This is a genomic window from Synechococcus sp. SynAce01, from assembly GCF_001885215.1.
Lineage (GTDB): Bacteria > Cyanobacteriota > Cyanobacteriia > PCC-6307 > Cyanobiaceae > Regnicoccus > Regnicoccus frigidus.
Window position 1 is genome coordinate 889,314 of sequence record NZ_CP018091.1, and the last position, 24,603, is coordinate 913,916.

Consider the following 24,603-nt stretch of genomic DNA (forward strand, 5'->3'; position numbering starts at 1 on the left):
GCCGCTGCCGATCACTTCGGCATCTGCGTGGCCGGCAGCATGACCGCCGTGGCCCCCGGCAACGGCGCGTGCGGCCAGCTCACCGCCCGTTTCCTCTCAACCGGCCATCGCATCGCCGAGCCGCTCGGCCACAGTGGTCACATCCTTGTCGCCGCGGCCAGAGAGGTTGATCACCACCTCCGTGCCCGGCGCCAGCGTCGGACAGAGCGACTCCAGCCAGGCAAAGGCATGGGCCGTTTCAAGCGCCGGGATGATGCCTTCGAGCTCGCTGACCCGCTGCAGGGCATCCAGGGCCTCCTGGTCGGTGACGGCGGCGTATTCGGCCCGGCCGAGCTCCTTGAGATAGCTGTGTTCCGGCCCGACGCCGGGATAGTCGAGGCCGGCGCTGATCGAATGGGCCTCCTGGACCTGACCCTCGGCGTCCTGGAGCAGCAGGCTCATGGCCCCGTGCAGCACGCCGACGCGGCCCTCGGTGATCGTGGCGGCGTGGCGCCCGGTGGCCACCCCCTCACCGGCAGCCTCCACACCGATCAGGCGCACGGAAGGGTCGTTCACGAACGGATGGAACAGCCCCATCGCATTGGAGCCGCCACCGACGCAGGCCAGCAGCACATCAGGCAGGCGACCGAAAGCCTCGGCGCACTGCCGCTTGGTTTCGTGGCCGATCACGGCGTGGAAATCGCGCACCAGCATCGGGTAGGGGTGGGGGCCGGCCACCGAGCCGAGGATGTAGTGGGTGCTCTCCACGTTGGTCACCCAATCGCGGATGGCTTCACTGGTGGCGTCCTTGAGGGTGGCCGTGCCGGCTGTCACCGGCTGCACCCTGGCTCCCAGCAGGCGCATGCGGAAAACGTTGAGGGCCTGGCGGCGCATGTCCTCGGCGCCCATGTAGACCACGCATTCCAGCCCGAAGCGAGCGCAGACGGTGGCAGTGGCCACGCCGTGCTGGCCAGCGCCAGTTTCAGCAATGATCCGCTTCTTGCCCATACGCAGGGCCAGCAGGGCCTGGCCAAGCGCGTTGTTGATCTTGTGGGCGCCGGTGTGGTTGAGGTCTTCGCGCTTCAGCCAGAGGCGCGGGCCGCCCTCGGGGCGCTGGTAGTGGGCGGTGAGTCGCTCAGCTTCATAGAGCGGGGTGGGCCGGCCCACGTAGGTACGCAGCAGGTGATCCAGGCGGGCGGTGAAGGCGGGATCGGCCCAGGCCGCCGCTGCTGCCGCTTCCAGCTCCGCCAGGGCCGGCATCAGCGTTTCCGGCACGTACTGGCCGCCGAAGCGACCGAAGCGACCGGCCGCCGTTGGCCGCACCGATGCGGCCAGGGTGGCGGGATCCGGATGGACGGAGGGGAGCGTGCTGGTCACCGGAAGAGGGGCGTGATAAGTCCAGCCTAGGAAGCTGGCTTCAACGCTTCGCTGGCGATACCGGCGGCTGGGCCGTTGCGCTGTGATGGAGGCGTCGCGACAACGGGCGCCATGGGCAAGGGAGGTTGGCAAGAATTCAGCAGGCCCGAGAGCACCGAAAGGGCGGGCAGCTCAGGCGCCGGTGCGGCGGCCCGATCCCAGCAGCGGGTGCGGGTGCAGCGCACCAAGGCCGGCAAAGGCGGTAAAACCGTAACTGTGATCACCGGGTTGGAGCTCAGCGACAGCGAAGCCAGCGGTCTGCTCAAGCGGCTCAAGACCTCCGCCGGCAGCGGCGGCACCCTCAAGCAGGGCCAGATCGAGCTGCAGGGAGATCAGCTGGCCATCGCCTTGGCGACGCTCAGCCAGGAGGGCTTCCGGCCAAAGCAGGCCGGCGGCTGACGTGGGCATCGGTGTGTGAATCGGCTCAGGGCCCGCGAACGTCCAGGCCGGCCTCACGGCCACGGATTTCGCCAGGCTCAGGCAGTCCCAGGCGGCAGGCGAGCTCATCGAGAAAGGTTTTCAGGCAGCTCGCCACCGGCACCGCCAGCAGCAGGCCAAGCAGGCCGCCGAGGCCGAGCAAGCTGCCGATACGGGCGCCGATCGGCAGGCTGACCAGCAGCCAGGCCGGCTGCAAGCCAACGATCTGACCCATCAGCCTGGGCTGGATGATCTGGTCGACCACCTGACCCACCGTGATCGCCGCCACCAGCACCTCAAGACCCGTGCGGGGATCATCGAGAGCCAGAAGGCCACTCACCAGGACGATCGTGAAGGCGCTGGCATAGGGAATCAAGGTGGTGAACCCGATCGCCACGGCGAAGAGCACGCCGTAGGGGATGGCCAGCAGGGCGAAGACCACAATCTGGGCAGCGCTGAGGATCAAGGCCAGCACCACCTGGCCGGCGAAATAGCCGCGGAAGGTGCGATACAACGTGCCCAGCACCATCGCTCTCCAGCTGGCCGGCAGCCAGCGTCCGAGCCCACGGCTGATCGACTCACCACCGATCAGCAGGAACACGGCCAGCACGATCACAACCAGCGTGTTGATCGTCAAGGTGAGCGTGGCGCCCAGCAGGCTGAGCAACCGCTGGCTGAGCTGGCTGGCGAGCTGGGTGGAGCGGGTGAGCAGCTCACTGCTGAGATCGCCGAAGTCGGCCGGCAGACCATGGGCCGTCGCCCAGCTCTGGGCCTCATTCAGCAGCAATTCACCTTGAACCAGCCAGCGGGGCAAGGCCTTGAGCAGATCGCCCAGCTGGTCTACCAGGCGCGGCACCAGCACCAGCGACACCAGCACCAGCAAGCCCAGCCCCAAGCCGAGCACCAGGGCAAGCGCCAGCAGGCGGGGCACCCCGCGACCCGTGAGCCAGCGGCTGGGGATGTCGAGCAGGAAGGCGATCAGGGCGGCCGTGAGGATCAGGGCCGGGAACGGCGCCAGCGGCAGCAGCAGCTGGCGCAGCACGAACACATTGAGCACCAGCAGCGGCAGGGCCAGCCCCAGACGCAGGGACATCGGCACCGTCACGGTCGCAGCCTTGGTCATGACGGGGGGGCCTCCATCGCCCGGAGGTAGGCCGCCATCCCGAACGCTTCAAGACTGGAATCCTTCGCCCTCACCTGATCATGCAGTTCGGCCCTGTAGGCCATCAGCTGTTCGCCCAGGACGGGATCCGCCGTGGCCAGGATCTGGGCCGCCAACAGGCCGGCGTTGCTGCCGTTGCCGATCGCCACGGTGGCCACGGGAATGCCAGCCGGCATCTGCACGATCGAAAGCAGGGAGTCGAACCCCGAGAGGGCGCGGCTCTGCACCGGCACCCCAATCACCGGCAGGGGGGTGAGCGCCGCCACCATCCCCGGCAGATGGGCCGCCCCGCCGGCACCGGCAATGATCACCTTCAGGCCCCGGCCGTGGGCCCCGGTGGCGAACTCCACCATCGCCAGCGGCGTGCGGTGGGCCGAGAGCACCCGCACCTCCACCGCCATTCCGAAGCGCTCCAGGATCTGGACCGCCGGCGCCATGGTGGGCAGGTCGGAATCGCTGCCCATCACCACCGCGACCTGACAGGCGCCAGGTTCCGTTGCTGGCCGGGGTGTGGGGATGGCCGCAGCAGGCCTGGGCTCAACGTCCAAGGGAGGAGGGCAGCGAAGATGGCATTCTCCCGCTCCTGGCGCCTCGCCGCCGAAGGTCATGCGCTGGCTCAGCAACGTCCGCCTTCCAGGCGCCGGCTCCAGCGCGGGCAACGACGACCAGCGCTGGCGGATCGGTGTCGATGAGCAGGGTCAGATCGCCTGCGTGCGGCCGCTGCAGCCCGGCAGCAAGGCTGCCGGCGACGACTGGCAGGGGAACTGGCTCAGCCCAGCCGGCGTCGACCTGCAGATCAACGGCGGCCTGGGCCTGGCCTTCCCGGAGCTCCAGCCCCACGAACTGCCCCGCCTGCTGGAGCTGCTGGAGCTGCTCTGGCGTGATGGGGTCGAGGCGATCTGCCCAACCCTGGTGACCTGCGCGGTGGAGCCCCTGCGCCAGGCCCTGGCCGTGCTGGGGCAAGCCCGCGCCCAGCACCGGCCGGGCCGCTGCCTGCTGCTCGGCGCCCACCTGGAGGGCCCGTTCCTGGCCACGGCCCGCCGCGGCGCCCACCCCGAGCAGCACCTCTGCCCGCCCAGCCTGGCGGCGCTCCAGCAGCGGATCGGCGGCTTTGAAGACAGCATCGATCTGGTCACCCTGGCCCCGGAACTCCCCGGCGCCGGCGCCGTGATCGAGGCCCTGCGTGCCCGGGGCATCGTGGTGAGCCTGGGTCACAGCGCCGCCACAGAAGCCGAAGCCGACGCCGCCTTCACCGCAGGCGTTTCGATGCTCACCCACAGCTTCAACGCGATGCCCGGCCTGCACCACCGGGCGGCGGGTCCGATCGGCGCGGCACTGCGGCGCGGCGACATCAGCCTCGGGCTGATCGCCGATGGGGTGCATGTGACCCCCACCATGGCGGTGCTGTTGCAGCGGCTGGCGCCCCGGCACGTGGTGCTGGTCAGTGATGCCCTCGCTCCCTACGGGCTCGAGGAAGGCCGTCACCGCTGGGATGAGCGGACGTTGCTGGTGGAAGGCGGCAGCTGCCGGCTGGAGGACGGCACCCTGGCCGGCGTCACCCTGCCGCTGCTGGAGGGGGTGGTGCGGCTGGCCCGCTGGAGCGGCGCCCCGGGGCGGGCGATCGCCGCAGCCACCGTGCTGCCACGGTGGGTGCTGGGCGATGACCGGCCAGTAGAAGCGATGCTGGTGGGCCTTCCCCTGGGCGAGGCCCTGCGCTGGAGCCGCCCGGCGCCAGGCGATCTGCGCTGGCGGCGGGCCGGGGCCAGCTGGGGCGGGGCCGGCTGGGGCGGGGAGTCTCCTTAAGATTCGGCCGGTTGCACCCTGTCTCGATGTCCGCTGAACCGTTGCTGGAGAAGGCTCTGGAGAAAGCGGAGGTCCGCGACTACTTCAACAGCACGGGCTTTGAGCGCTGGAATCGCATCTACAGCGACAGCGACGAAGTGAACAAGGTGCAGCGGAACATCCGCATCGGCCACCAGAAAACCGTGGATCAGGTGCTGCTGTGGCTGCAGGAGGAGGGCAACCTGGCTGGGCGCAGCTTCCTCGATGCCGGCTGTGGCGTCGGCAGCCTCAGCCTTCCCCTGGCCCAGCTCGGTGCCGGCAGCATCGCCGCCAGCGACCTCTCCGAGGCGATGGTGAACGAGGCGGGCCGCCGGGCCGCAGCGGCTGATCTCGGCCCAGAGCGCATCCAATTCAGCGCCTCCGATCTCGAAAGCCTCAGCGGCCGCTACGACACGGTGATCTGCCTGGATGTGTTCATCCACTACCCCCAGGAGCCCGCCGAGCAGATGGTGCGCCACCTGGCCTCGATGGCCGAGCGCCGGCTGCTGGTCAGCTTCGCCCCCTACACCCCCTTGCTGGCCGCGCTGAAATCGATCGGTCAGCTCTTCCCCGGCCCCAGCAAGACCACCCGCGCCTACACCCTGCGCGAAGACGGCATCGTGGCGGCAGCGGCAACGGCAGGATTCCAGCCCTTACGCCGCAGCCTCAACACGGCCCCGTTTTACTTCTCGCGGCTGATCGAATTTGGCCGGAGCTGAGCAGGGCCGCCGGCAAGGGCGCCTCCAGCGCCAGCTCCTCCCCCCCCGGCAGTAACAGACGCAAGCGGTGGGCCCGCAGGGTGTACCCACCTTCGCCGGGGAGGGCCTCATCGCGAGCCCCGCCGCCAGCTCGATACAGCGGATCGCCCAGCAAGGGCGCCCCGAGGCTGGCGGTGTGGATGCGGATCTGATGGGGCCGTCCGGTCACGATCGCCACCTCCACCAGATCAGCCTCAGGGCGGCTCTCGATCAGGGTCAGCTGGCTGAGGGCCGTCAGGGCTCCGGGAGCCTCCGGCGGCACGGCGCACCAGACCTGGCCCAGCCGGGGATGGGGCACGCGCCCGATCGCGGCGTGGATCCAGCGGCTGAAACCGGGCTGCTGTGGCAGCACCCCGGGCCTGATCAGGGCGCGATAAAACTTGCGGCAAGAGGCCGGATCGCTCTTGCGCAGCTGGGCACTGAGCCAGGCCCGGGTGGCGGAGCGGCGCGCGCAGACCAGCAGCCCGGAGGTGAAGCGGCCGAGGCGATGCACGGGCCTGGGAGCTGGCCCTGAACCCTGGCCGCCAAAGCGGCGCTCCAGCAGGCGCAACAGCGTGTGCTCCAGGTACCCACCCGCCGGCAGCACCGGCAGCCCGCTGGGCTTGTCGATCACCAGCAGGTCGCCGTCATCGTGGATGACCTCCCAGTGATCCGGCACCGACGCTTCCAGCCAGGGGGGCCGCTGCCACTGCAGGCGATCACCGCTGGATAGGGTGAAATCGCTGCGCAGGCGCTGGCCGTTGCACAAGACTTCGCCGGCCGCGAGACGCTGCGCCCAGACGCCCTGATCGGAATGGGCGTAGCGGCCGGCGTAGAACGCGCTGAGGCTGGAGCCGGCCTCAGCGGGCCCGATCCGGTCGCGGTAGGTCCAGCCGTTGTTGGCCACAGCCGGCCGCCACTGCTCAGACAACCAGGCCGTTCTCCAGGGCGTAACGCACCAGTTCGGTGCGGCTGGTGGTGCTGGTTTTGATGAACAGCCGGCTCACGTACTTCTCGACGTTGCGGATGGAAGTTTCCAGCCGTCTGGCGATTTCCTTGTTCATCAGGCCCTCGGCCACCAGCTGCAGCACGCTTGCTTCGCGGGGAGTGAACTCATGGCGCACTGGAGCCGCCGCCTTCTTGGCACCACCGAGCTGCAACAGGGAGCGGATCTCGGTGATCTGGCGAGCCATCTGGCCGATGTCGGCATCGGCGTAACGGGCGGCCTCCGCCAGCAAACGCTCCTGGCGCCGCACCACGTTGCGCACCCGGGCCACCAGCTCGTCGGGATCAAAAGGTTTGGGGATGTAATCGTCGACGCCGGCCTGGAAGCCCTCAATGCGATCGGCCGTCATGCCCTTGGCGGTGAGAAAGATCACCGGCGTACCGCCCAGCCGTTCATCGGAGCGCAGGCGCCGCAACAGCTCATAGCCGTCGCAGCGGGGCATCATCACGTCGCTGATCACCAGATCGGGCAGCAGCTCCTGGGCTGCCGCCCAGCCCTGGTCGCCATCGCTGGCGGTGGTGACATCAAAGCCCTCGTCCTCCAGGTAGGCCTGGACGGCGTTGCGCAGACCCGGTTCGTCATCGACCAGCAGCAGCCGGGCCGGCGGCAGGGCCGCTTCAACGGGTGCCTCTGATGCCGTGCCCTCAGAAGAAGTGCCCTCTGACGCCGTTGTTGCCGCGTCCTGGGGAAGGGCGGGGATGTCTTGGCTCATGAACCCAGAAGCACATGTTGGGAATCTATCCAGTAGGGCTCAGGGGAAGCCCAGAGGCAGCACCGTCTCCCGCTCGACCCGATGGCCGCTGTAGCCGAGCTGGAGAGCCAACGGACGCAGGCCGGCGGGATCCTTGCCGGCCTGCTCGGGAAAACAGGTGGCCCACCAGACCAGATGGTCGATCCGGTTGACCGAGGAGATCGCCCCACCGGGGTTGAGTTCGCGCAGGATCAAAGAGCGGCCGTTATTGGTCACCCGCGTCGGCGCCGAGGGGGAGCAGCGGATCGTTTCGCTGCGCACCTTCACGTCGTCGGGGACTTCCTCCCAAACCTTGATCCGCCAGAGGTCTGGCTGTGATGGATCCGGCGTGATCCCGAACACCCCCAGCGCCTCGGGACCACCGCGGATGGTGCGCTCCATCAGCAACGCCATGCCCGCAGGACGGTTCTGGGCCGGGATGCCGACCCTGGTGCCCTGGGCGACGGCAGGAACCAGCGCGGCCCCCAGGCCCAGCAGGGCCGTGATCACGCCAACGGGCCACAGTTGGCTCAGCGACGGCCGGCTGCGATTGATCCTGTTCCCTGCCATCGGATGGCTCCACCAAGGCAGACGTGTTGTCAGCATGGAACGGTTCGTCTCTGTTGAAAAGGCCGGATGGCACGCCGGGGCGCTCCAGCGGACGGTTCGCTCCAGGGTGCACCGCCCCCCTATCTCGATCACCAGGCCACCACGCCCTGTGATCCTGCCGTGGTCGCGGCGATGGCGCCCTACTGGAGTGAGACCTTCGCCAACCCGGCCAGCCGCCTGCACCGGCCAGGGCTGGCGGCGGCGGCGGCGGTGGAGCGGGCCCGCCAGCAGCTGGGGTTCCTGTTGGGGGTGGGGCCTGAGCAGGTGGTGTTCACCAGCGGCGCCACCGAAGCGAACAACCTGGCCCTCAAGGGCTTGGCCGAGGCGCGGCTGAGCCGGGGCCGCCACCTGGTCTGCCTGGCCAGCGAGCACCGGGCCGTGCTCGATCCGCTGCGCTACCTGGCCGGCCACGGCTTTTCACTCACCGTGCTGCCCGTAGGGGCCGATGGCCTGGTGGACCTGGAGCAGCTGGAGGCCGCCCTGCGGCCCGACACTGTGCTGGTCAGCGTGATGGCCGCCAACAACGAGATCGGGGTGCTTCAGCCCCTGGCCTCGATCGCTGCGCTCTGTCGCCGGCGGGACATCGCCTTTCACTGTGACGGCGCCCAGGCCTTCGGCCAGATCCCCCTGCAGCCGGCGGAGCTGGGCATCGATCTGCTCAGCCTCAGCGGCCACAAGATCTACGGGCCCAAGGGGATCGGCGCCCTGGTGATCGATCCAGCCCTGAACCTGGCCCCCCAACAGCATGGCGGCGGCCAGGAAGGGGGCCTGCGCGGCGGCACCCTGCCCGTTCCCCTGATCGTGGGGCTGGCGGTGGCCGCGGAGCTGGCTATGGCCGACCGCGAGAGCCGCCGGGTGCGGCTCGGCGGCCTGCGCGACCGGCTGCTGGCCAGGCTGCTGGCCCTTGGCGGGGTGCGGCTCAACGGCAGCCTGGAGGCGCGCCTGGCCCACAACCTCAACCTCAGCTTTGACGGGGTGGATGGCAACCGCCTGCACAGCCTGCTGCGGCGGCGGCTGGCGGTGAGCGGCGGTTCGGCCTGCAGCAGCGGCAACCCCTCCCACGTGCTGGCCGCCCTGGGTCGCAGCCGGGCGGAGGCGGCGGCATCGATTCGCTTTGGCCTGGGGCGCAGCACCACGGCAGAGGAGATCGATTCGGCCGCCGCCGCTGTGATCGAGAGCGTGGAAACCTTGCGCCACAACCCGATGACAACCGGCCCATAAGCTGGTTTTAAGCTCGCCAACAGCTGATGCCGCTCGTCCAGGGAATCGACGGCCAGCCTCCGATTGAAGGCCGTCCGGCCGAAGCGGGAGAGCGAGCGGCAGCGCAGCCCCTGCAACAGCGCCGACTCCGTTTCCTTGGCGTCGCTCTGAATCGCCTGCTGGGCCTGCTCGGCACGGCCATGTTGTTGTCTGCGGCTGGCCGGAGTTTGGGGGTGGATGGCAGCCAGGCCACCACGGTTCAAGGGGTCGTGGCGCTCTGCGGTCTGGTGCTGCTGGTGGCCGCCATCCGGCGCAGCGGCCTGGGCCTGCTCGCGGCCGCTGAACGGCCAGCCGGGCGCAGCCGTCTGATCCAGGCCATCGGGCTGTTTCCCTTCCCGGCGATGGGCGCCTTCGTGATCTATCGCCTCGGCGTCACCGACATTGAGGCCTACCAACCGCTCGTGAGCGAGGGGAGCCTGGTGGAGTGGCTGAGTTTCCTGCTCTTCCTGGCGGCAGGCGTGATCGGCCTGCTCAGTGCCAGGGCGGAATGGCGCTCCGGCCAGGCTCTGCTGGCGGGCGTGTTCCTCGGATTCGCCCTGCTCTGCCTGTTCGTGGGCCTGGAGGAAATGAGCTGGGGTCAGACGATCTTCAACTGGGACACCCCGGAGCTGTTCAACGAGGTCAATGCCCAGAAAGAGACGAACCTGCACAACCATGTGGGGTTCAAGGACAAGCTCTGGGCCAGCACTGCGGCGGCCTTCCTGGTGATCACCCTGCTGATACCGCTGCGCTGGCTGCTGCAACGGCAGGGCTGGCTGCGCTCCTGGTCGGCCGTGGATGCGGCCTTACCGGTGGGCTGTCTGATCGGCTACTTCCTGCTCGCCACGGCCATTTACATCCCGGTGGCGCTGGAGAAGGGAGGCCTCGACGTGCCGGTTCTGGTCACCCGCGACCAGGAAGTGGCGGAGCTGCTCTTCGCCTTGGGAGTGTTGCTGCACGCCTGCAGAAACTACCTGCACTGGGCCGCTCCGATCCGCAGCAAAACCAGGCTCAGCCCGGCAGCAGCACAGCGCTGAGCAGCACGAAACCAACCACCCCCAGTACCGCCAGCAGGGCCTGGGCCACCCGGCTGACCAGCATGCCGGCGACCACCGCCAGGCCCACCAGCAAGGAGCGGCGCAGGCGCAGCAGTCCGAGGGGCCCCAAGGCGCTGGGCGCGCTGATCAGCTCCCCCAGCGAGGCTCCCGCCAGCGGCCCCACCAGGGCTCCCAGCAGCGGGCCGCCCACAGGCAGGGCCGGCAGCAGGCCGAACAACCCCACCACCAGGCCCAGGGCCGCACCGATGTAGGCCCAGCGGGTGGCCTGCAGGCGCGCCGCCCCCAGCACCACCCCGAGGGCATCGGCCCCCCAGCCCAGCAGCAGGATCAAGCTGGCGAAGCCGATCTCTGGCCAGGCGGTGGCCCAACCCACACCCCAGACCCAGAGCCCGGCCCCGAGCGGCAGAAAGATCAATCCGGGCAGAACCGGCAGCAGGGTGCCGGGGATCGCCAGCAGCTGGATCAGCAGCGCCGCCCACCAGAGCAGGTCGCTGCGCGAGAGCTCCGGCAGGGAAAGGTCGATCACGGCAAGCGTCGCGCCAGACGCAGCTTGGCCGATCGGCTGCGGGGATTGGCCTCCTGTTCGGCTGCGGAGGCCACCAGCGGCTTCCTGGTGATCCGCTCCAGGCGTCCATCGCCCAGGAAGGCCGTTTTGACGCGCCGGTCTTCGAGCGAGTGGAAGCTGATCACGGCCAGAACCCCTCCGGGTTGCAGCCAGTCGGGGGCGCGCAGCAGCCACTGATCTAGGGCGGCGAGTTCATCGTTGACGGCGATGCGCAGGGCCTGAAAGGTGCGGGTGGCTGGATGGAGGCGGCCGCGGCGGGCCTTGGGGGGATAGCAGCCGGCCACCAGATAGGCCAGAGCAGCGGTGCCCTGCGAAGAGCCGCTCCAGGGCCGCTTCTCGACGATCCGCCGGGCGATCCGCCGGGAAAGGCGCTCCTCGCCGTAGGCATAGATCAGATCGGCCAGCTCGGTTTCGCTGAGACGATCAATCAGCTCGGCGGCCGTTTCCCCGCTCTGGGGATCCATGCGCATGTCGAGGGGGCCATCGGCGCGGAAGCTGAACCCCCGTTGGGCTTGATCCAGCTGCGGACTGCTCACGCCCAGGTCGGCCAGCACGCCCCGCACCGGCCAGGGCGGTGTGAACGCCGCGAAATTGGAGGCCACCAGCCGCTGCCGATCGCCGAAGGGGGCCAGCCGATCGGCAGCGGCAGCCAGGGCGGCGGGGTCGCGGTCGAGGCCGATCAGGCCCAGGGCGGGGTGGGCCTCCAACAGCAGGGCGCTGTGGCCGCCGCCGCCAACGGTGGCATCGATCAGCCAGTCGGCAGGGGGGGGCGCAGGGACAGGCCCAGCGGCGCAGACCTCGGCAAAAGCCGCGATCAACGCTTCGGCCAGAACTGGAACGTGATCAAACGACTGAACCATGGGTTCCTTCCTAAGATCCCGGCATTCGCCAGCAGTTCTGGGACCCCATGACGCAGCTCGAAACCCGCACCGAGCCGATGGTGGTCAACTTCGGCCCCCATCACCCCTCGATGCACGGAGTGTTGCGGCTTGTGGTGACCCTCGATGGCGAAGACGTGGTGGACTGCGAGCCGGTGATCGGCTATCTGCACCGCGGCATGGAGAAGATCGCCGAAAACCGCACGAACGTGATGTTCGTGCCCTATGTGAGCCGCTGGGACTATGCCGCCGGCATGTTCAACGAGGCGATCACGGTGAACGCCCCTGAGCGGCTGGCGGACATCACGGTGCCGAAGCGGGCCAGCCACATCCGGGTGTTGATGCTGGAGCTCAACCGGATCGCCAACCACCTGCTCTGGCTTGGTCCATTCCTGGCGGATGTGGGCGCCCAGACCCCCTTCTTTTACATCTTCCGCGAGCGGGAGATGATCTATGACCTCTGGGAAGCAGCCACAGGCCAGCGGCTGATCAACAACAACTATTTCCGCATCGGTGGCGTGGCGGCCGATCTCCCCTACGGCTGGTTGGAGAAATGCCTCGATTTTTGCGACTACTTCGGGCCAAAAATCGATGAATACGAGAAGCTGATCACCAACAATCCGATCTTCAAACGCCGCATTGAGGGTCTGGGGGTGATCAGCCGTGAGATGGCGATCAACTGGAGCCTTTCCGGGCCGATGCTGCGCGCCTCTGGAGTGCCTTGGGATCTGCGCAAGGTGGATCACTACGAGTGCTACGACGATTTCGAGTGGGACGTGGCTACCGCCAGCGAAGGCGACTGCTACGCCCGCTATCGGGTGCGGATCGAGGAAATGCGCCAGTCGCTGAGGATCCTCAAGCAGGCCGCCAAGGCCATCCCCGGCGGTCCTACCGAGAATCTCGAAGCCAAGCGGATGATGGAAGGCAAGGGCGGCGATTCCTCTGGCTTCGATTACCAGTACATCGCCAAGAAAGTGGCTCCAACCTTCAAGATTCCAGGCGGTGAACTCTACGCGCGGCTGGAATCCGGAAAAGGAGAACTGGGCGTGTTCATCATGGGCAATGATGATGTCACTCCCTGGCGTTGGAAGATCCGGGCGGCCGATTTCAACAACCTCCAGATCCTCCCCCACATCCTGACCGGAGCCAAGGTCGCCGACATCATGGCGATCCTCGGTTCGATCGATGTGATCATGGGCTCCGTCGACCGCTAACGGCTGTGTCCCAGACGGTTGGGCCTCTGAAATCAGCTCGTCGCCGTCGTTCAGCGTTCCTGAACCGATTGCGGGCCTCGGGCTATTGGGTCCCGGCTCTGCTGACCGGCTACCTGGCGCTCAAGGGCCTGCACCCGGATCTGCCTGGCTTGGCCTGTCCCTTCCGCGCCCTGACAGGCATTCCATGCCCCACCTGCTATCTGACCCGATCCATCAGCGCCAGCCTGGTCGCTGACTTCGGAGAATCCCTGGCGCTGCATGCCCTCGGCCCGCTCGCCGCGGCAGGACTGATTCTTTGGTCGCTGCAGGCGATCCGCCAACGGGAACTGTGGCCTAGGGGGATCTCATCTCCCCGGCTGGTGGCTGCCGCAGCCCTGCTGGCCGGCTACTGGGCGTTCCGCATCGGCATGACCTACGGCGCCGGAATCAATCTGTTTCCGGCGTTCTGAACCTGGGGATCAACGCACCAGACCCTTGTAATAAACAGCGTTTTGAAGATAGAAGCTGGAAACAGGAACAGCCACCAGGGCGCCAAGGCCGCAGGTACACAGGGAGACCACAACGGTGACCGCCCAGACGATCACCTGCAGCCCCACGAACGAAAGGCCATCGGGAGATTTATAAACGGCCTGAAACGAAGAGGTGAAGGCTGAGGTGGTCTGGGTTTTCTGGACAGGCCCCATCGTTAACCTTTGAGGCGGGGCACCGCCCCTGAAAGGGGCTCCTACCGATGAGCAAACGCCGTACCCACAGCCCAGAATTCAAGTCCAAGGTCGCCATGGAAGCGATCAGTGGCCGCAGGACGCTCCAGGAGATCGCTGCAGACCACGCGGTGCACCCGATCCAGGTGAGCCAATGGAAGAAGCAGCTCCTGGAAGGAGCCAGTGAGCTTTTCGCCAAGGGCAAAAAGACTCAAGGCAAAGACGAGAGCCAGGCCAAGGAAGGCGAACTGTTCCAGCAGATTGGCAAGCTCCAGATGGAACTGGAGTGGCTTAAAAAAAAGTCACAGCTGCTCTGATGCCCGTGAATTGCGAAAGCTGGTCGATCACGACCAACGAGAAATCACGATCAGCCGTCAGTGCGAGCTCCTGGGGCTACCCAGATCCACGCTGTACTACAAGCCCATCCCTGTGCCTGAATCCACCCTGGGGATCATGGCCAGGATCGATGCGCTGTATTTGGAGGATCCAACCTCTGGAAGCCGTCGGATGGTTCAGTATTTGGCCCGAGAAGGGATCCCGATCAGCCGTGACCGTGTCCGAAACCTCATGCGGTGCATGGGTTTACGGGCCATCTACCAGAAGCCACGCACCACGGTGCCAGGTGACCCATCGGAGCGCTTTCCCTGCCTGGTGGACCTCAAGGAGGTCACGGAAGTGGATCAGGTTTGGGCAACAGATATTACCTATATCCCATTACGGAAGGGCTTCCTCTACCTGGTGGCCGTTGTGGATCTGTTCTCCCGGAATGTTCTCAGCTGGAAACTTTCCAACAGCCTTGACATGGAATTCTGCTTGGAGGCCTTGGAAATTGCTCTTACCGTTGGGCGAAAGCCACAGATCTTCCACTCCGATCAGGGGTGTCAGTTCACCTCCGGTGACTTCGTGGCAAGGCTCAAGACAGAGGAGATCAAGATCAGCTGGTCTGGTAGAGGGCGCTGCTACGACAACATCCTGGTGGAGAGACTATGGAGGACAGTCAAATATGAGGAGGTGTACCTGCGCGCCTACAGCGATGGCTGGGAAGCTGAAATCAGCTTGTCCCGATTCCTATGGAGGTACTGCCATGTAAGACCCCATAGCTCATTGGGTGGCAAAACTCCCAATGAGGTCTACAATCAAATTGAACCCTGTCCCTCCCCGCCCGAGGTTAACGATGTCAGGGGCCAGATCTGTCCAATAAAAGCCATCCACCTCAGGCTTCGATCACCGTGGCATCGCCGTTAAAGATCTTGTTGACATACACAGGGGCAACCAGTGCCACGGCAATGCCTGGAAGGACACAAAGCAGCAGCCCAATTGCCGAGGTCAGCGCAAAAAGAAGGCCTGCCAGAAAATAGCGTTTAGGACGTTCAAGCAGCGTTTTAAAAGCCTGCCTTGGCGCGATCGTCTCACCCGTTGAATAATGCAGCGCCGGCACCGCAACCAATAACACACCAACCAGACTGGAGAGTATCGAGAACGGCAGCTGCCCGACCTGGCCCAACACCAGACCAATCGATGCGGCAGTGTCCACCTCCGGCCCGCCAGCAACTGCAAGACCAAGCAGGCTGAACAGGAAGTAAACGAATACGCCAACAGCGGAGATGGCAATCGTGGCCACCCAGATCAGCAGGATGGTTGGGACATGGGGGATGAAGGCTGTCCACGCCTTGTTGATCGTGGGAGCCTCGTAGGCAATTGGATCAGCCAAAGATCGATAGACGCACGACTGCAAACCTACTGGAGGCTCCTGTGCGCAGCAACGGCGAAGCTGAAGGCAAGAGGGCGGAGTCAGGCTCGATTAGATTTCCACTCTCCAGCGGCTCAACACAGCGGCTCAACACCTGCGATCGAACAGCCTTTGACCAGCCCCGCACCCTGGCTTTCCCAGCAGCGCACCGTTCGCTTCGGCGACACCGATGCCGCCGGCGTCATGCACTTCCATCAGCTGTTGCGCTGGTGCCACGAGGCCTACGAGCAAAGCCTGGAACAATTCGGCATCCAGGCCACCGCCCTGTTTCCCAGCCCGAATGGAGGCGTGGCCGTGGCCCTGCCGATCATTCACTGCAGCGCCGATTTCCTCAGGCCCCTGGCCTGCGGTGACAAGCTTTCGGTTCAGCTCACGCCCCTGCCGCTTGACTCCGGCCGCTTTGAGGTCGCCTATGTCTTCCGCCGCAGCACCGATGACAGCCAGGAAGTGGCCCGCGGCCTCACACGCCATCTGGCGATCGACACCTCCAGCCGGCGCCGCTGCCTGCTGCCGCCAGCCATCGATCAATGGCTGCAAGGCTCCACGGCCAAGGCCCAAGCCGAAGTCAAGATGGCCTAGGGCCTTCGCCCCAACACGGCCTCGCGCACGGATTTGAGGATGTCCCAGGCTCTTTGCTTACTGGCGCACCCATCCCAGCTTGAGGCCCTGCTGGCCTGGATGGATCAGTACAAGCCAGCGATCACCGCCTTTGCGCTGCTCACAACACCGGAGCTGGCCCAGGCCTTTCGCCAGGATCCAAGAACCGCCTCTCTCAAGACCACAGAGCTAAGGCCCCTGAAGACCGGCGGTGATATCGAGCTGGCCGGCAAGGTGCTGGCCGCCGAAGTGGCCGCCATCATCTTCTTTCCTGAGATTGGGGGCACGGTGCAGTTGGCCTCGGAGCTGCCGCTGTTGATCCGGGCCTGTGCCATCGAGAACACACCGCTGGCTCTCAATGAAGCCACCGCCGATCTGGCGATGCACGGGCTGGCGCACAGCCGCGTGGCCTATCTGATCTTCAACCCCGTGGCCGGGCAGGGAGATCCCAATCAGGAACTCGCCCAGATCCGCTATCTCCTGGAGCCGCAGATTCTGCTGAATGTGGTGATGACCAAGATCGATGTCGATCCCACCGACCAGGCCAGCGCCATCGTCGCCAGAATCGCAGCCCAACCCGAGAGTGATCCGGGCAGCACGATGATCATCGCCTCGGGTGGAGATGGCACCGTGTCTGCGGTGGCGGGCGCGGTGATCGGCACCGGGATCCCCCTGGGGATCATCCCGCGGGGCACCGCCAATGCCTTTGCGGCTGGCCTTGGCATTCCCTTCGATCTTCGCGGAGCCTGCCGGACGATCCTGGCGGGGAACACCCATGTGATCGATGCGGCCCGCTGCAATGCCAAGCCGATGATTCTGCTGGCCGGACTGGGTTTTGAAGCCGGGATGGTGAGCCGGGCGACCCGGGAGCTCAAGAACCTGCTGGGCACCCTGGCCTATCTGCTGGCGGGTGCCCAGCAGCTGGCCAATCAGGCCACCTTTAAAGCCAGCCTGACAATCGATGGCGAACTGATTGAACTTGAATCCGCCGCAATCACAGTGGCGAATGTGGCACCATCGAGTTCTGTTCTGGCCCAGGGATTCGGCCGGGTCATCCCCGACGACGGCCTGCTGGAGGTCACCATCGCCACACCAGCGAACCCTCTGCAGAGCCTCAATGCCCTGGCCTCGCTGGCGGCTTCAGCCGTGGTGCAGACGCCGACAGATCGCGAGGATCTGCTCTGCTTCCGGGCCCGCACAATCACGATCGAAACCGATCCGGCCCAGCTCCTTGTGATCGATGGCGAAATCGTCGAGGCCAACCCGATCACCTTTGAATGTCTGCCCGGCAGTCTCACGATTTACGCCCCCTTGCCCTCGCCTTAGCCGCTGATGCAGCTGATTCAAGAACCGACGATTCCCGTCAAGATGCACGCCATGCAGCAACGGGTGTGCTGGCAGGATCCGGCAATCACCAGTCGGCAGATCGATCAGACGCAACTGGCCTTCAGCTCCGAACTCGGACCAGAGGATCCATTCAGTTTTCTGGTGCTGGGCGACAGCGGTACCGGGAGTGGCACTGGGCGCCATCGCCGGCGCAGGCCCCAGTGCCAGGTGGCCAAGCTATTGATGGAGCAGGGCAACGGTGCCAGTTTCGTGCTGCACACCGGAGATCTGGTCTATCAGGTGGGCTCCAGTGAGCAATACCGCCGAAATTTCATTCGTCCCTACCGGGATTGGTTGGTGGGCGGTGATCAACCGAAGAGAATCGCCTATGACCAGATGACCTTCAAGCTGCCTTTCTTTCCCGTTCTCGGTAATCACGACTATTACGATCTGCCCCTGCTGCTCGGACTGCTCTCTGGGATCACCGGCCCGCTGCAATGGCTGTTGCGCTCTTTGATCAACCTGGATGTGGGCTGGCATGGCTCCCACCGCGGGGATGCCTTCGCCCGCGCCTTTCTCGATTACCTCAAGGGCCGTCCCAAACACTCGCTGGGCGACCATCTCGACCAGCACTACACCAGCAGGGTGGATGACAGGCGCTGCCTCACCTACCGGCCCGGCAACTTCACGCGGCTGCCGAATCGTTACTACAGCTTCCGCCATGCCGGCATTGATGTCTTCGCGCTCGACTCCAACACTTTCAACCAACCCTTGCCGGGACAGGGCTCCGGTAAGGGGGGCCAAAAGCGGCAGGATTGGCTGGCCGAACGGGCTGAACTCCACCAGCAGAAGGCCGAACGACTCAAGGCCATCGGCCTGGAATTGCTGCCTTCGTTGCAGAACACGGAACCGGGCGATCGCGCTGATGATCTCGCTGGTGAGATCGAGGCGATCGACGAACAACTCCTCGATATCGAGAAGCGCCTGAACAGCGGGGATGGCGCCGACAGTGTCGATCAGGAGCAACTTGACTGGCTCCGGGATCGGTTGGTGGCCTCCTGGCGCAACCCGGCCGTGCGCGGGCGCGTCCTGGTGCTTCACCATCCGCCGTATGTGACCGAGGCGACCAAGTGGTTCCAGGGGCAGACCCTGGCCGTACGCCATCAACTCCGCCGGGTGCTCGATCAGGTGGCCGCGGAACTGGAGGAAGCACAGGTTCAGCAAGGGCAGAAGCAACCCCTGCTGGATCTGGTGCTGAGCGGCCACGCCCACTGCCTGGAGCTGCTGCGCAGCGGCGACACCGGCCATGGCGACGCCCACATTCCCTGGCTGATCTGTGGGGGCAGCGGCTACAGCCTGCGCCGTCAGCGGCCCGAAGGAGCGGACCTGCAGGAGCGGATCGAAGCGGCTGACTGCACGGTGGCGTACTCGCAGCTGTTCATCGGCCGCAGTGGCAAGGGCAGCAGCCTGCGGCGCCCCTATTCGGCTGTGCGGCTGGAGGTCTCAGCCGGCCGCCCCCCCCGATTCACGCTTCGACCGTTGGTGGCCGAACGCCGGCAGCATCGCTGGGAGAGCCCTGAACTGGAGCCCATCACGTTCTGACGACAGAGAAGCCGCTGCCTACAGTTCGCTGGTGTTTGATTCAAGCCTCCGGTGAGCCTGACGGTTGCCCTGCTCACCGTTTCCGATCGGCGCAGCGCCGACCCCGCCAGCGGCGATCCCTCCGGCGATCTGCTGAGCGATCGGCTGAAAGCCGCCGGTCACCGGCTGGTGGATCGCGCCCTGCTTCCCGATAACCGCTATGCCATCCGTGCCGCGATCAGCGGCTGGATTGCCGATCCGGCCGTGCAGGTGGTGATCAGCAGTGGTGGAACCGGCCTCACCGGCCGCGACGGCAGCCCTGAGGCCGTCGCACCTCTGCTCGACAAAACAATCGAGGGCTTCGGGGAGCTGTTCCGGGTGCTCTCCTTTGAGACGATCGGTACCAGCAGCCTGCAGAGCCGCTGCCTGGCCGGCGTGGCCAACGGCACCGTGATCTTCGTGTTGCCGGGATCACCCGATGCGGTGACAACAGCCTGGGACCGGCTGATCAGCGCCCAACTCGATGGCGGCACCCGCCCCTGCAATTTGGTGCAACTGCTGCCACGGCTGCTGGAAGACCCTGAGCAAGCTGAATTGGCTCCCTAGGAGCCTTGTAGATGCTCAGCAATGAAGAAGCCCCAAGCGATACGAAAACATGCAGACTTTAATTCAGTGGGTCAGCTCTTTATTGGCCGATCCCCTCGTCTCGAAGCTATTCATTGCTGTGGCCGGACTTCTGGTCATCAGCCTATTGATTCGCTCATTTCAATATTCACTAACACGTTATCTCAAAGATTCTGATAGCCGCTACTACGGGCGCAAACTCATTACTTTTTCTGGATATCTTGCGGGCTTTGTCTTCATTACGATCGTCTTCAAGGATCGGCTGGGTGGCTTGACCGTTGCCATTGGTGTTGCGAGCGCAGGCATTACCTTTTCCTTGCAGGAAGTGATTGCCAGCGTGGCAGGCTGGATTGCGATTTCAGCTGGTGGCTTTTACAACCCGGGGGATCGGGTCCAGATAGGAGGCAGTAAAGGGGATGTCATTGATATCGGCATACTTCGAACAACGTTGATGGAACTGGGCGAGTGGGTGGAATCTGACCTTTACACGGGAAGGATTGTCCGCATCGCCAACAGCTTTGTGTTCAAGGCGCCAGTCTTCAATTACTCGGGCGACTTTCCCTATTTATGGGACGAGATCAAAATCCCTGTGAAGTACGGAAGCGATCATCGCTTGGCACGATCCATCCTTGAACAAGTGATTGCAGAGATGATTCCAACCAATACAACAGCGAATGTCAAAGCCGCCTGGCAAGTGATGTTCAGGAAGTATTTAATTGAAGATGCCAGAATTGACCCCGTCGTCAGCCTCGTTCTCACTGACAACTGGATAGAATTCACCATTCGCTACGTGGTTGACTACAAAACCCGACGCCTGATCAAGGATCAGCTGTTCACGCGAATTCTCGATGAGTTTGCAAGGACAGAACAACGCGTCAACATTGCATCCACCACGATTCAGTTAACCGAAGCCCCCACGCTTAACGTGAAATTAGACAACAATCGGCCAGAGAACAATCGGCTATGAATACAGAGCTGCTTGGAAAAGAGTAGTGGCTACACGCCTACTCACGCTCGGCACTGGTTGCTGGAGCGACTTCAAGGACGGTAATCGGCTTGCCCTCCACCCCCGCATAGACCATCACGATCTCGGCGGTTTCCGTGCCGTTATTGGTGCCGTAGTGGGGCTGGTTCACCATCTCGATTATTCCATCGCCCGCCTTGAGTTGTTTGGAGGGGCCCGCCTCACTGATCACCAGCAGCTGGCCGCGGATCAGCATGCCGGCGTTGATCACCGGGTGGATGTGCATCGGCAGCTTCACCCCCGGGGGAATCGTGATGTGCAGCACGGTGAGCTCCGGCTCACCTCTGGGATAGGCGGGCAGGCGCGTGCCGTTCCACGCCTGGCCGGATCGGACCAGCGTTTGCACCTGGACCCCAGCGGGCTCGCCATCCGCCACTGCCTTCAGGCTTGTCAGCAGAAGACTGCCACCAAGCAGCAGCAGGGCCAACAAGTGCTTCTGGTGCTTCTGGAAAAACGGTTTTGTCTGAAGCATCGTCTGTCAACTCTCGGGCTAGCAGCAGAAGTTAGCCGACGAAACGGAAAGAGACAGGCACTGCTGCATCAGTTTTAATGCGGAGCGAAGAAGCCATTAGCGCCTCAAGACAGTGGACCGCAATCTGGTTGCTGGCATGGTCGGAATCTACGTTCATGTTAGATAGCGGCAGCTCCAGCACTGGTGAAACTTTCTTCCTTAACGACAACATCCATGTATTTCCAGCAAGCTATTTTATAAGCCGCTCTTTAAGCGCTAGCAAAAGCATCGACCACCTGAATATTAAGCCGAATTTCAACCGCTCAGCCCTAAGATCGCAAACTCCAATCAGCGCGCTGGCCGCCGCACGCCGAAGGCTTCAACATGGGCTCACGAGATCAACACACAAAATGGTAAGATGTAAGGCTGAGCTCATGAATGAGATTTCAAGCGATCGCAATGTGCTATTTTATTATCAAATATTGTAAAGTGTAAGCCTTAAGCCACAGTCACCAAGGCTGGAGAACTAAAAGTTCCAGTCATTTTTGAGTTAACCAAAAAGCAAGTCTTAGGCAACTGGATGACTGTTAGCGTTATTACTCCAACCAGGCTATTGCCAGATCGGCTGAGCATGTTGGTGGAATTAAATCAAAGCCTACAAAACAATGATTGTGTGGTTGAACACGTTATTGTCGTTGATGGCCAAAGCGGTGAAGCCCTGCCAAGCGAGATCCGCAAGACATCCACAGTCATCAAGACAGAGCGACCGATTGGCCAGGCCGCAGCACGCAATTTAGGCCTGGCGATTGCCCGAGGCGGTTGGATCACAAGTGCCGATGACGATGATTGGCTCTATCCACACTCCATTGACAAAAGACTAGCCGCGTTAAAAGGGCAACATGGTGCTCTTTGGTCAGCCGGATATTGCACAGATGATTGCAAGATTGATCCAGCAATCGTGCCAGCAGGGCCCAGCTCTCCTGGAGACATCTGGCGTAGTTGGCCAACACCAAAAGCCAGTATTCCACTAGGGCCGACAACCTTGTTGGTGGATGCCAATCTTCTGAAAAAAGCTGGCGGATGGATGGGCCTGCCCCAAGGCGAAGACATTGGCATGATGATTGCCGTAACCTGTATGGCGCCAGGCATTGTGATTAAAGACTATGTCTATCATATTCGCTTGCATGAGGGGCAGATGACAAAGACAAAATGGTTTGACGATTTAGAACTCCTGTCAAGGCGATGCGCCTGGGAGCGGGGTGAACAGATTATTTCGCATACGCCGATCGGCAGCCATCCATGGAGTGGCGCAACCGCTCCTAACTACAGCTCAGCAAGAAAGGGCAATCAGGCAACAACAGCCAAGCTCCTTTCCGTATAAACAAATTACATAACTACTAAAAACCGCAGCAAAAGCCCACAAAAAATTATATCGCAAAGCGGTCTATTTTCTTGTATTTTTAAAGAAGTAAGGTGCCATCAACGCTTGTGTTCTGTTTGTTCCACTTGTTCTGTCACTGCCCTGGTGGCTCGCAGGCCCCGCCACTCGGCATACTTTCTCCATGACCTCCTCCGGCACCAGCGTCGCCTCCGGCGGCAGCCCAATCACCACCCAGCTGGGTCAGCAGGGCCTGGGGCAGCAGCCCTGGTGGGTGGAGCAGTGGATGGAGCTGATCAACTCCTACCGCTACAAGAAACGGCTGGAGCGCGCCTGGACCTACGCCCGCTCCGGCAACGTGCTTTCGATCCGCTTTGAGGGGCGCCGGGTCCATGCCCGGGTGCAGGGCACCGAAGCTGAGCCCTACAAGGTGAAGCTCTGGCTCGACACCCTCTCCGACGAAGACTGGGGCTACGTGCTCGAAGCGCTCGGCCAGAAGGCCCGCTGGTCGGCCCAGTTGCTGGCTGGCGTGATGCCCCAGGACATCGAGCGGGCCTTTGCCGCCAGCGGCAAGCGCCTGTTCCCCTTCAAACTGCAAGAGGTGCGCTGCGAGTGCAGCTGCCCGGACAAGGCCGCCCCCTGCAAACACGTCAGCGCCGTCTACTTCCTGATGGGCGACCGCTTCAGCGAAGACCCCTTCGTGCTCTTCCAGATGCGGGGGCGCAGCCGCAGCCAGCTGCTCGCCGATCTGGCTGTGCAGCGCCGCAAATTGCTGGTGTCCAGGGCCGCCAGCGCCAAAGCCGCCGCCAAAACTGCTGCCAAAGCAGAGGCCAAAGCAGAAGCCAAGGGGCGCTCCAAAGCTGGAGGCAAGGGCCAGGCCCCAGCCCCGGTGCCCGCTGAGCCGCTCGCCGCCCAGGCGCCGCACCCGGTTCATGCCGCCATCACCGACCCGAGCCTGTGGTGGTCGTACGCCGCTGCCCTCGATCCGGATCTGGTCGTGATCACCCAGGCGATGGAAGGCGAAACGGGCCTGGATGAGGCGGGCGAACTACCGCTCGCCGCCGAACCCCTCTTCCCAGAAGCCAACCGCCTTTTCCTGGAGCAGCTCAAGGCCCAGGGCAACCGGCTCGGCAAGGCGGCCATGGCCCAGGCGATGGGCAGTGGCCCTGATCCCGGTTGATACCGGTTGATGCCCGTTTGTTCCTCACGCCTGAGCCGCTGCCGGCGGAGTCCCCCTGGCTCAGCCCTGCCGCCCTGGAGTTCGCCGAGGCCTTGCTCGCCGCGTTCCACAGCGGTTTCGGCCGGCCCCTGATCGCCAGCCAGGCCAGCCACTCCCGTGGCCGCGCCCAGGACCTGTTCGCCGCCTCTGCCGTGGTGCTCGCCCATGGCGGCGGCGACGATCCCCGGCTGATCTATGCCAACGCCGCGGCGCTTGGCCTCTGGCGCCGGCCCTGGAGCGCCATGGTCGGGATGCCGTCGCGGCTCACCGCCGAAGCCTCCGAGCGCCCAGGGCGCGCCGAGCTGCTGGCCACGGCACGGCGGCAGGAAGCCATCAGCGGCTACAGCGGCATTCGCATCGACAGCCAGGGCCGCCGCTTCCGCATCGAGTCAGCCCGGCTCTGGACCGTGCGCAACGCCAGCGGTGCGGCCTGCGCCCAGGCGGCCTGCTTTTCCCGATGGTGGTGGCTCTGAGTGAACGCGGCCTGCCTGCTGGTGATTGGCAAGGCGTTCGGTTCTCCGTTCTGGCGTGGAGGGTAGACCGACCGAGGCGTAGACACCGTACCGAATGGATCGGTTTTCGCCGGCTTGGTTGGCATCAAAAGGCGCCACATTGGCTTGGCGGGTGATCCATAACCCACCCGAATTCATCAATCCGTAGAGGACATCACCATGCTGACCCTGCGCCATTCCCCCTTCGAACTGTTGGAGCGCCTGGAGCAACAGGTGCGCCAGACCGATCTCGTTCCTGCCGCCGAAGTGCAGGAAAGCCAGACCTCCTACACGGTGGTCTTGGAACTCCCCGGCGTCGATCGCGGATCGATCGATGTTCAAGCCAGCGACCGCTCCCTGGTGATCAGCGCCAAGCGCGAATCCCAGACTCCTGCCACGGACAGTGGCGACGCTCAGCAGGCCCAGAGCAACGAAGCCAAGCAGGCGACTCCCCTGCACAGCGAGTTCAACTACGGCCTCTTGAAGCGCAGCTTCCAGTTCCCCGTTCCGCTTGAGCGCACCGGCCTCCAGGCCCGTTACCGCGACGGCCTGCTCACCGTCACCGCCCCCAAAGCCCAGACCCACACTCCCGTGACCGTACGGGTAGAGGACTGACGGGGCTGGAGCCTG

The 24,603-nt window shown here is 64.4% G+C and carries 29 protein-coding genes; 18 read left to right on the plus strand and 11 right to left on the minus strand.

All coding sequences use genetic code 11. The annotated features are described in order from the left end of the window. Window positions 1-96: 96 nt before the first annotated feature. Entirely contained in the window at window positions 97-1,356 is a 1,260-nt protein-coding gene (trpB, locus tag BM449_RS04680; protein WP_071800280.1) for a tryptophan synthase subunit beta, read from the minus strand. A gap of 111 nt (window positions 1,357-1,467) precedes the next feature. Here trpB and BM449_RS04685 point away from each other — a divergent pair, with 111 nt between their 5' ends. Then, a complete protein-coding gene (locus BM449_RS04685) occupies window positions 1,468-1,794 on the plus strand; it encodes a translation initiation factor (RefSeq protein ID WP_071800281.1) in 327 nt (108 codons plus the stop codon). Between the two features lie 25 nt (window positions 1,795-1,819). Here BM449_RS04685 and BM449_RS04690 read toward each other — a convergent pair whose 3' ends face one another. Together BM449_RS04690 and purE are read right to left on the minus strand one after the other, a co-directional pair. Beyond that, a complete protein-coding gene (locus BM449_RS04690) occupies window positions 1,820-2,935 on the minus strand; it encodes an AI-2E family transporter (protein ID WP_083544387.1) in 1,116 nt (371 codons plus the stop codon). Then, window positions 2,932-3,492 carry a 5-(carboxyamino)imidazole ribonucleotide mutase gene (purE, locus tag BM449_RS04695; RefSeq protein ID WP_255448132.1) on the minus strand — a complete coding sequence of 187 codons (561 nt, stop codon included), beginning with the start codon at window positions 3,490-3,492 and terminating at the stop codon, window positions 2,932-2,934. Before purE ends, BM449_RS04690 begins: the two co-directional genes overlap by 4 nt. Window positions 3,493-3,580: 88 nt before the next feature. Here purE and BM449_RS04700 point away from each other — a divergent pair, with 88 nt between their 5' ends. Next, on the plus strand, window positions 3,581-4,777 hold the full coding sequence (locus BM449_RS04700) for an N-acetylglucosamine-6-phosphate deacetylase (RefSeq protein WP_071800283.1): 1,197 nt from the start codon (window positions 3,581-3,583) through the stop codon (window positions 4,775-4,777). A gap of 26 nt (window positions 4,778-4,803) precedes the next feature. After that, complete coding sequence (gene bchM, locus BM449_RS04705) at window positions 4,804-5,514, plus strand: magnesium protoporphyrin IX methyltransferase (protein ID WP_071800284.1); 711 nt, start codon at window positions 4,804-4,806, stop codon at window positions 5,512-5,514. Here the strand turns inward: bchM and BM449_RS04710 are convergent. From BM449_RS04710 to BM449_RS04720, 3 genes are read right to left on the minus strand one after another with little or no spacing between them, the layout of a single operon-like run. Then, on the minus strand, window positions 5,462-6,463 hold the full coding sequence (locus BM449_RS04710) for an RluA family pseudouridine synthase (RefSeq protein WP_071800285.1): 1,002 nt from the start codon (window positions 6,461-6,463) through the stop codon (window positions 5,462-5,464). The two genes, bchM and BM449_RS04710, sit on opposite strands and share 53 nt — an antisense overlap. Further along, a complete protein-coding gene (locus tag BM449_RS04715; RefSeq protein ID WP_083544389.1) occupies window positions 6,456-7,250 on the minus strand; it encodes a response regulator transcription factor in 795 nt (264 codons plus the stop codon). Before BM449_RS04715 ends, BM449_RS04710 begins: the two co-directional genes overlap by 8 nt. 39 nt (window positions 7,251-7,289) lie before the next feature. After that, window positions 7,290-7,874, minus strand: a complete 585-nt coding sequence (locus BM449_RS04720) for a hypothetical protein (protein WP_083544390.1) — start codon at window positions 7,872-7,874, stop codon at window positions 7,290-7,292. 30 nt (window positions 7,875-7,904) lie between these two features. Here BM449_RS04720 and BM449_RS04725 point away from each other — a divergent pair, with 30 nt between their 5' ends. Further along, on the plus strand, window positions 7,905-9,098 hold the full coding sequence (locus BM449_RS04725) for a cysteine desulfurase family protein (protein WP_071800287.1): 1,194 nt from the start codon (window positions 7,905-7,907) through the stop codon (window positions 9,096-9,098). Between the two features lie 26 nt (window positions 9,099-9,124). After that, window positions 9,125-10,153 (plus strand): hypothetical protein, encoded by a 1,029-nt coding sequence (locus BM449_RS04730; protein WP_071800288.1) that lies wholly within the window; start codon window positions 9,125-9,127, stop codon window positions 10,151-10,153. On the opposite strand, the gene BM449_RS04735 is transcribed toward BM449_RS04730, so the two are convergent. Together BM449_RS04735 and rsmH are read right to left on the minus strand one after the other, a co-directional pair. Beyond that, window positions 10,128-10,700 (minus strand): DUF456 family protein, encoded by a 573-nt coding sequence (locus BM449_RS04735; RefSeq protein WP_233831077.1) that lies wholly within the window; start codon window positions 10,698-10,700, stop codon window positions 10,128-10,130. The two genes, BM449_RS04730 and BM449_RS04735, sit on opposite strands and share 26 nt — an antisense overlap. Beyond that, window positions 10,697-11,599 carry a 16S rRNA (cytosine(1402)-N(4))-methyltransferase RsmH gene (gene rsmH / locus BM449_RS04740; protein WP_071800289.1) on the minus strand — a complete coding sequence of 301 codons (903 nt, stop codon included), beginning with the start codon at window positions 11,597-11,599 and terminating at the stop codon, window positions 10,697-10,699. Before rsmH ends, BM449_RS04735 begins: the two co-directional genes overlap by 4 nt. Before the next feature lie 47 nt (window positions 11,600-11,646). On the opposite strand from rsmH, the gene BM449_RS04745 reads away from it, so the two are divergent. Further along, entirely contained in the window at window positions 11,647-12,831 is a 1,185-nt protein-coding gene (locus BM449_RS04745) for an NAD(P)H-quinone oxidoreductase subunit H (RefSeq protein WP_071800290.1), read from the plus strand. A gap of 68 nt (window positions 12,832-12,899) precedes the next feature. Next, the gene (locus tag BM449_RS04750; protein WP_071800291.1) at window positions 12,900-13,280 is read left to right on the plus strand and encodes a DUF2752 domain-containing protein; all 381 of its coding nucleotides are present in this window, start codon (window positions 12,900-12,902) and stop codon (window positions 13,278-13,280) included. Between the two features lie 9 nt (window positions 13,281-13,289). Here BM449_RS04750 and BM449_RS04755 read toward each other — a convergent pair whose 3' ends face one another. After that, window positions 13,290-13,514, minus strand: coding sequence for a hypothetical protein (locus BM449_RS04755; protein ID WP_071800292.1), 225 nt, complete (start codon window positions 13,512-13,514; stop codon window positions 13,290-13,292). Between the two features lie 47 nt (window positions 13,515-13,561). Here BM449_RS04755 and BM449_RS15330 point away from each other — a divergent pair, with 47 nt between their 5' ends. After that, window positions 13,562-13,849 carry a transposase gene (locus BM449_RS15330; protein WP_071800293.1) on the plus strand — a complete coding sequence of 96 codons (288 nt, stop codon included), beginning with the start codon at window positions 13,562-13,564 and terminating at the stop codon, window positions 13,847-13,849. Window positions 13,850-13,859: 10 nt separating this feature from the next. Continuing rightward, the gene (locus BM449_RS04765; RefSeq protein WP_071800294.1) at window positions 13,860-14,777 is read left to right on the plus strand and encodes an IS3 family transposase; all 918 of its coding nucleotides are present in this window, start codon (window positions 13,860-13,862) and stop codon (window positions 14,775-14,777) included. Here the strand turns inward: BM449_RS04765 and BM449_RS04770 are convergent. Continuing rightward, window positions 14,746-15,243 carry a hypothetical protein gene (locus BM449_RS04770; RefSeq protein ID WP_071800295.1) on the minus strand — a complete coding sequence of 166 codons (498 nt, stop codon included), beginning with the start codon at window positions 15,241-15,243 and terminating at the stop codon, window positions 14,746-14,748. The genes BM449_RS04765 and BM449_RS04770 overlap by 32 nt on opposite strands. Before the next feature lie 150 nt (window positions 15,244-15,393). Between BM449_RS04770 and BM449_RS04775 the strand changes: the two genes are divergently transcribed. From BM449_RS04775 to BM449_RS04795, 5 genes are read left to right on the plus strand one after another with little or no spacing between them, the layout of a single operon-like run. After that, window positions 15,394-15,861, plus strand: coding sequence for an acyl-CoA thioesterase (locus BM449_RS04775; RefSeq protein WP_071800296.1), 468 nt, complete (start codon window positions 15,394-15,396; stop codon window positions 15,859-15,861). A 39-nt stretch (window positions 15,862-15,900) separates the two neighbouring features. Continuing rightward, window positions 15,901-17,205, plus strand: a complete 1,305-nt coding sequence (locus tag BM449_RS04780) for a YegS/Rv2252/BmrU family lipid kinase (RefSeq protein WP_071800297.1) — start codon at window positions 15,901-15,903, stop codon at window positions 17,203-17,205. Window positions 17,206-17,211: 6 nt separating this feature from the next. Then, window positions 17,212-18,807 (plus strand): metallophosphoesterase, encoded by a 1,596-nt coding sequence (locus BM449_RS04785; RefSeq protein ID WP_071800298.1) that lies wholly within the window; start codon window positions 17,212-17,214, stop codon window positions 18,805-18,807. 51 nt (window positions 18,808-18,858) lie between these two features. Continuing rightward, window positions 18,859-19,392: a molybdenum cofactor biosynthesis protein B gene (moaB, locus tag BM449_RS04790; protein WP_071800299.1), complete on the plus strand. Its 534-nt coding sequence runs from the start codon at window positions 18,859-18,861 to the stop codon at window positions 19,390-19,392. A 49-nt stretch (window positions 19,393-19,441) separates the two neighbouring features. Continuing rightward, entirely contained in the window at window positions 19,442-20,377 is a 936-nt protein-coding gene (locus BM449_RS04795; protein ID WP_071800300.1) for a mechanosensitive ion channel domain-containing protein, read from the plus strand. 37 nt (window positions 20,378-20,414) lie between these two features. On the opposite strand, the gene BM449_RS04800 is transcribed toward BM449_RS04795, so the two are convergent. Then, entirely contained in the window at window positions 20,415-20,861 is a 447-nt protein-coding gene (locus tag BM449_RS04800) for a cupin domain-containing protein (protein ID WP_233831079.1), read from the minus strand. A 604-nt stretch (window positions 20,862-21,465) separates the two neighbouring features. Between BM449_RS04800 and BM449_RS04805 the strand changes: the two genes are divergently transcribed. The 4 genes from BM449_RS04805 (at window position 21,466) to BM449_RS04820 (ending at window position 24,588) form a co-directional block, all read left to right on the plus strand. Next, the gene (locus BM449_RS04805; RefSeq protein ID WP_071800302.1) at window positions 21,466-22,266 is read left to right on the plus strand and encodes a glycosyltransferase family A protein; all 801 of its coding nucleotides are present in this window, start codon (window positions 21,466-21,468) and stop codon (window positions 22,264-22,266) included. A 181-nt stretch (window positions 22,267-22,447) separates the two neighbouring features. Further along, the gene (locus BM449_RS04810; protein ID WP_071800303.1) at window positions 22,448-23,443 is read left to right on the plus strand and encodes an SWIM zinc finger family protein; all 996 of its coding nucleotides are present in this window, start codon (window positions 22,448-22,450) and stop codon (window positions 23,441-23,443) included. Between the two features lie 17 nt (window positions 23,444-23,460). Next, the gene (locus BM449_RS04815; RefSeq protein WP_071801979.1) at window positions 23,461-23,955 is read left to right on the plus strand and encodes an MEKHLA domain-containing protein; all 495 of its coding nucleotides are present in this window, start codon (window positions 23,461-23,463) and stop codon (window positions 23,953-23,955) included. A 198-nt stretch (window positions 23,956-24,153) separates the two neighbouring features. After that, window positions 24,154-24,588 carry an Hsp20/alpha crystallin family protein gene (locus BM449_RS04820; RefSeq protein ID WP_071800304.1) on the plus strand — a complete coding sequence of 145 codons (435 nt, stop codon included), beginning with the start codon at window positions 24,154-24,156 and terminating at the stop codon, window positions 24,586-24,588. The last annotated feature ends 15 nt before the right edge of the window (window positions 24,589-24,603 follow it).

Coding starts and splice junctions, on each gene's coding strand:
- BM449_RS04720 (WP_083544390.1), bottom strand. CDS start 7,874: ATGCTGACAACACGTCTGCCTTGGTGGAGCCATCCGATGGCAGGGAAC.
- bchM (WP_071800284.1), top strand. CDS start 4,804: ATGTCCGCTGAACCGTTGCTGGAGAAGGCTCTGGAGAAAGCGGAGGTC.
- BM449_RS04730 (WP_071800288.1), top strand. CDS start 9,125: ATGCCGCTCGTCCAGGGAATCGACGGCCAGCCTCCGATTGAAGGCCGT.
- BM449_RS15330 (WP_071800293.1), top strand. CDS start 13,562: ATGAGCAAACGCCGTACCCACAGCCCAGAATTCAAGTCCAAGGTCGCC.
- BM449_RS04700 (WP_071800283.1), top strand. CDS start 3,581: ATGCGCTGGCTCAGCAACGTCCGCCTTCCAGGCGCCGGCTCCAGCGCG.
- BM449_RS04715 (WP_083544389.1), bottom strand. CDS start 7,250: ATGAGCCAAGACATCCCCGCCCTTCCCCAGGACGCGGCAACAACGGCG.
- rsmH (WP_071800289.1), bottom strand. CDS start 11,599: ATGGTTCAGTCGTTTGATCACGTTCCAGTTCTGGCCGAAGCGTTGATC.
- BM449_RS04755 (WP_071800292.1), bottom strand. CDS start 13,514: ATGGGGCCTGTCCAGAAAACCCAGACCACCTCAGCCTTCACCTCTTCG.
- BM449_RS04805 (WP_071800302.1), top strand. CDS start 21,466: ATGACTGTTAGCGTTATTACTCCAACCAGGCTATTGCCAGATCGGCTG.
- BM449_RS04725 (WP_071800287.1), top strand. CDS start 7,905: ATGGCACGCCGGGGCGCTCCAGCGGACGGTTCGCTCCAGGGTGCACCG.
- BM449_RS04780 (WP_071800297.1), top strand. CDS start 15,901: ATGTCCCAGGCTCTTTGCTTACTGGCGCACCCATCCCAGCTTGAGGCC.
- BM449_RS04820 (WP_071800304.1), top strand. CDS start 24,154: ATGCTGACCCTGCGCCATTCCCCCTTCGAACTGTTGGAGCGCCTGGAG.
- BM449_RS04810 (WP_071800303.1), top strand. CDS start 22,448: ATGACCTCCTCCGGCACCAGCGTCGCCTCCGGCGGCAGCCCAATCACC.
- BM449_RS04795 (WP_071800300.1), top strand. CDS start 19,442: ATGCAGACTTTAATTCAGTGGGTCAGCTCTTTATTGGCCGATCCCCTC.
- BM449_RS04745 (WP_071800290.1), top strand. CDS start 11,647: ATGACGCAGCTCGAAACCCGCACCGAGCCGATGGTGGTCAACTTCGGC.
- BM449_RS04685 (WP_071800281.1), top strand. CDS start 1,468: ATGGGCAAGGGAGGTTGGCAAGAATTCAGCAGGCCCGAGAGCACCGAA.
- BM449_RS04690 (WP_083544387.1), bottom strand. CDS start 2,935: ATGACCAAGGCTGCGACCGTGACGGTGCCGATGTCCCTGCGTCTGGGG.
- BM449_RS04785 (WP_071800298.1), top strand. CDS start 17,212: ATGCAGCTGATTCAAGAACCGACGATTCCCGTCAAGATGCACGCCATG.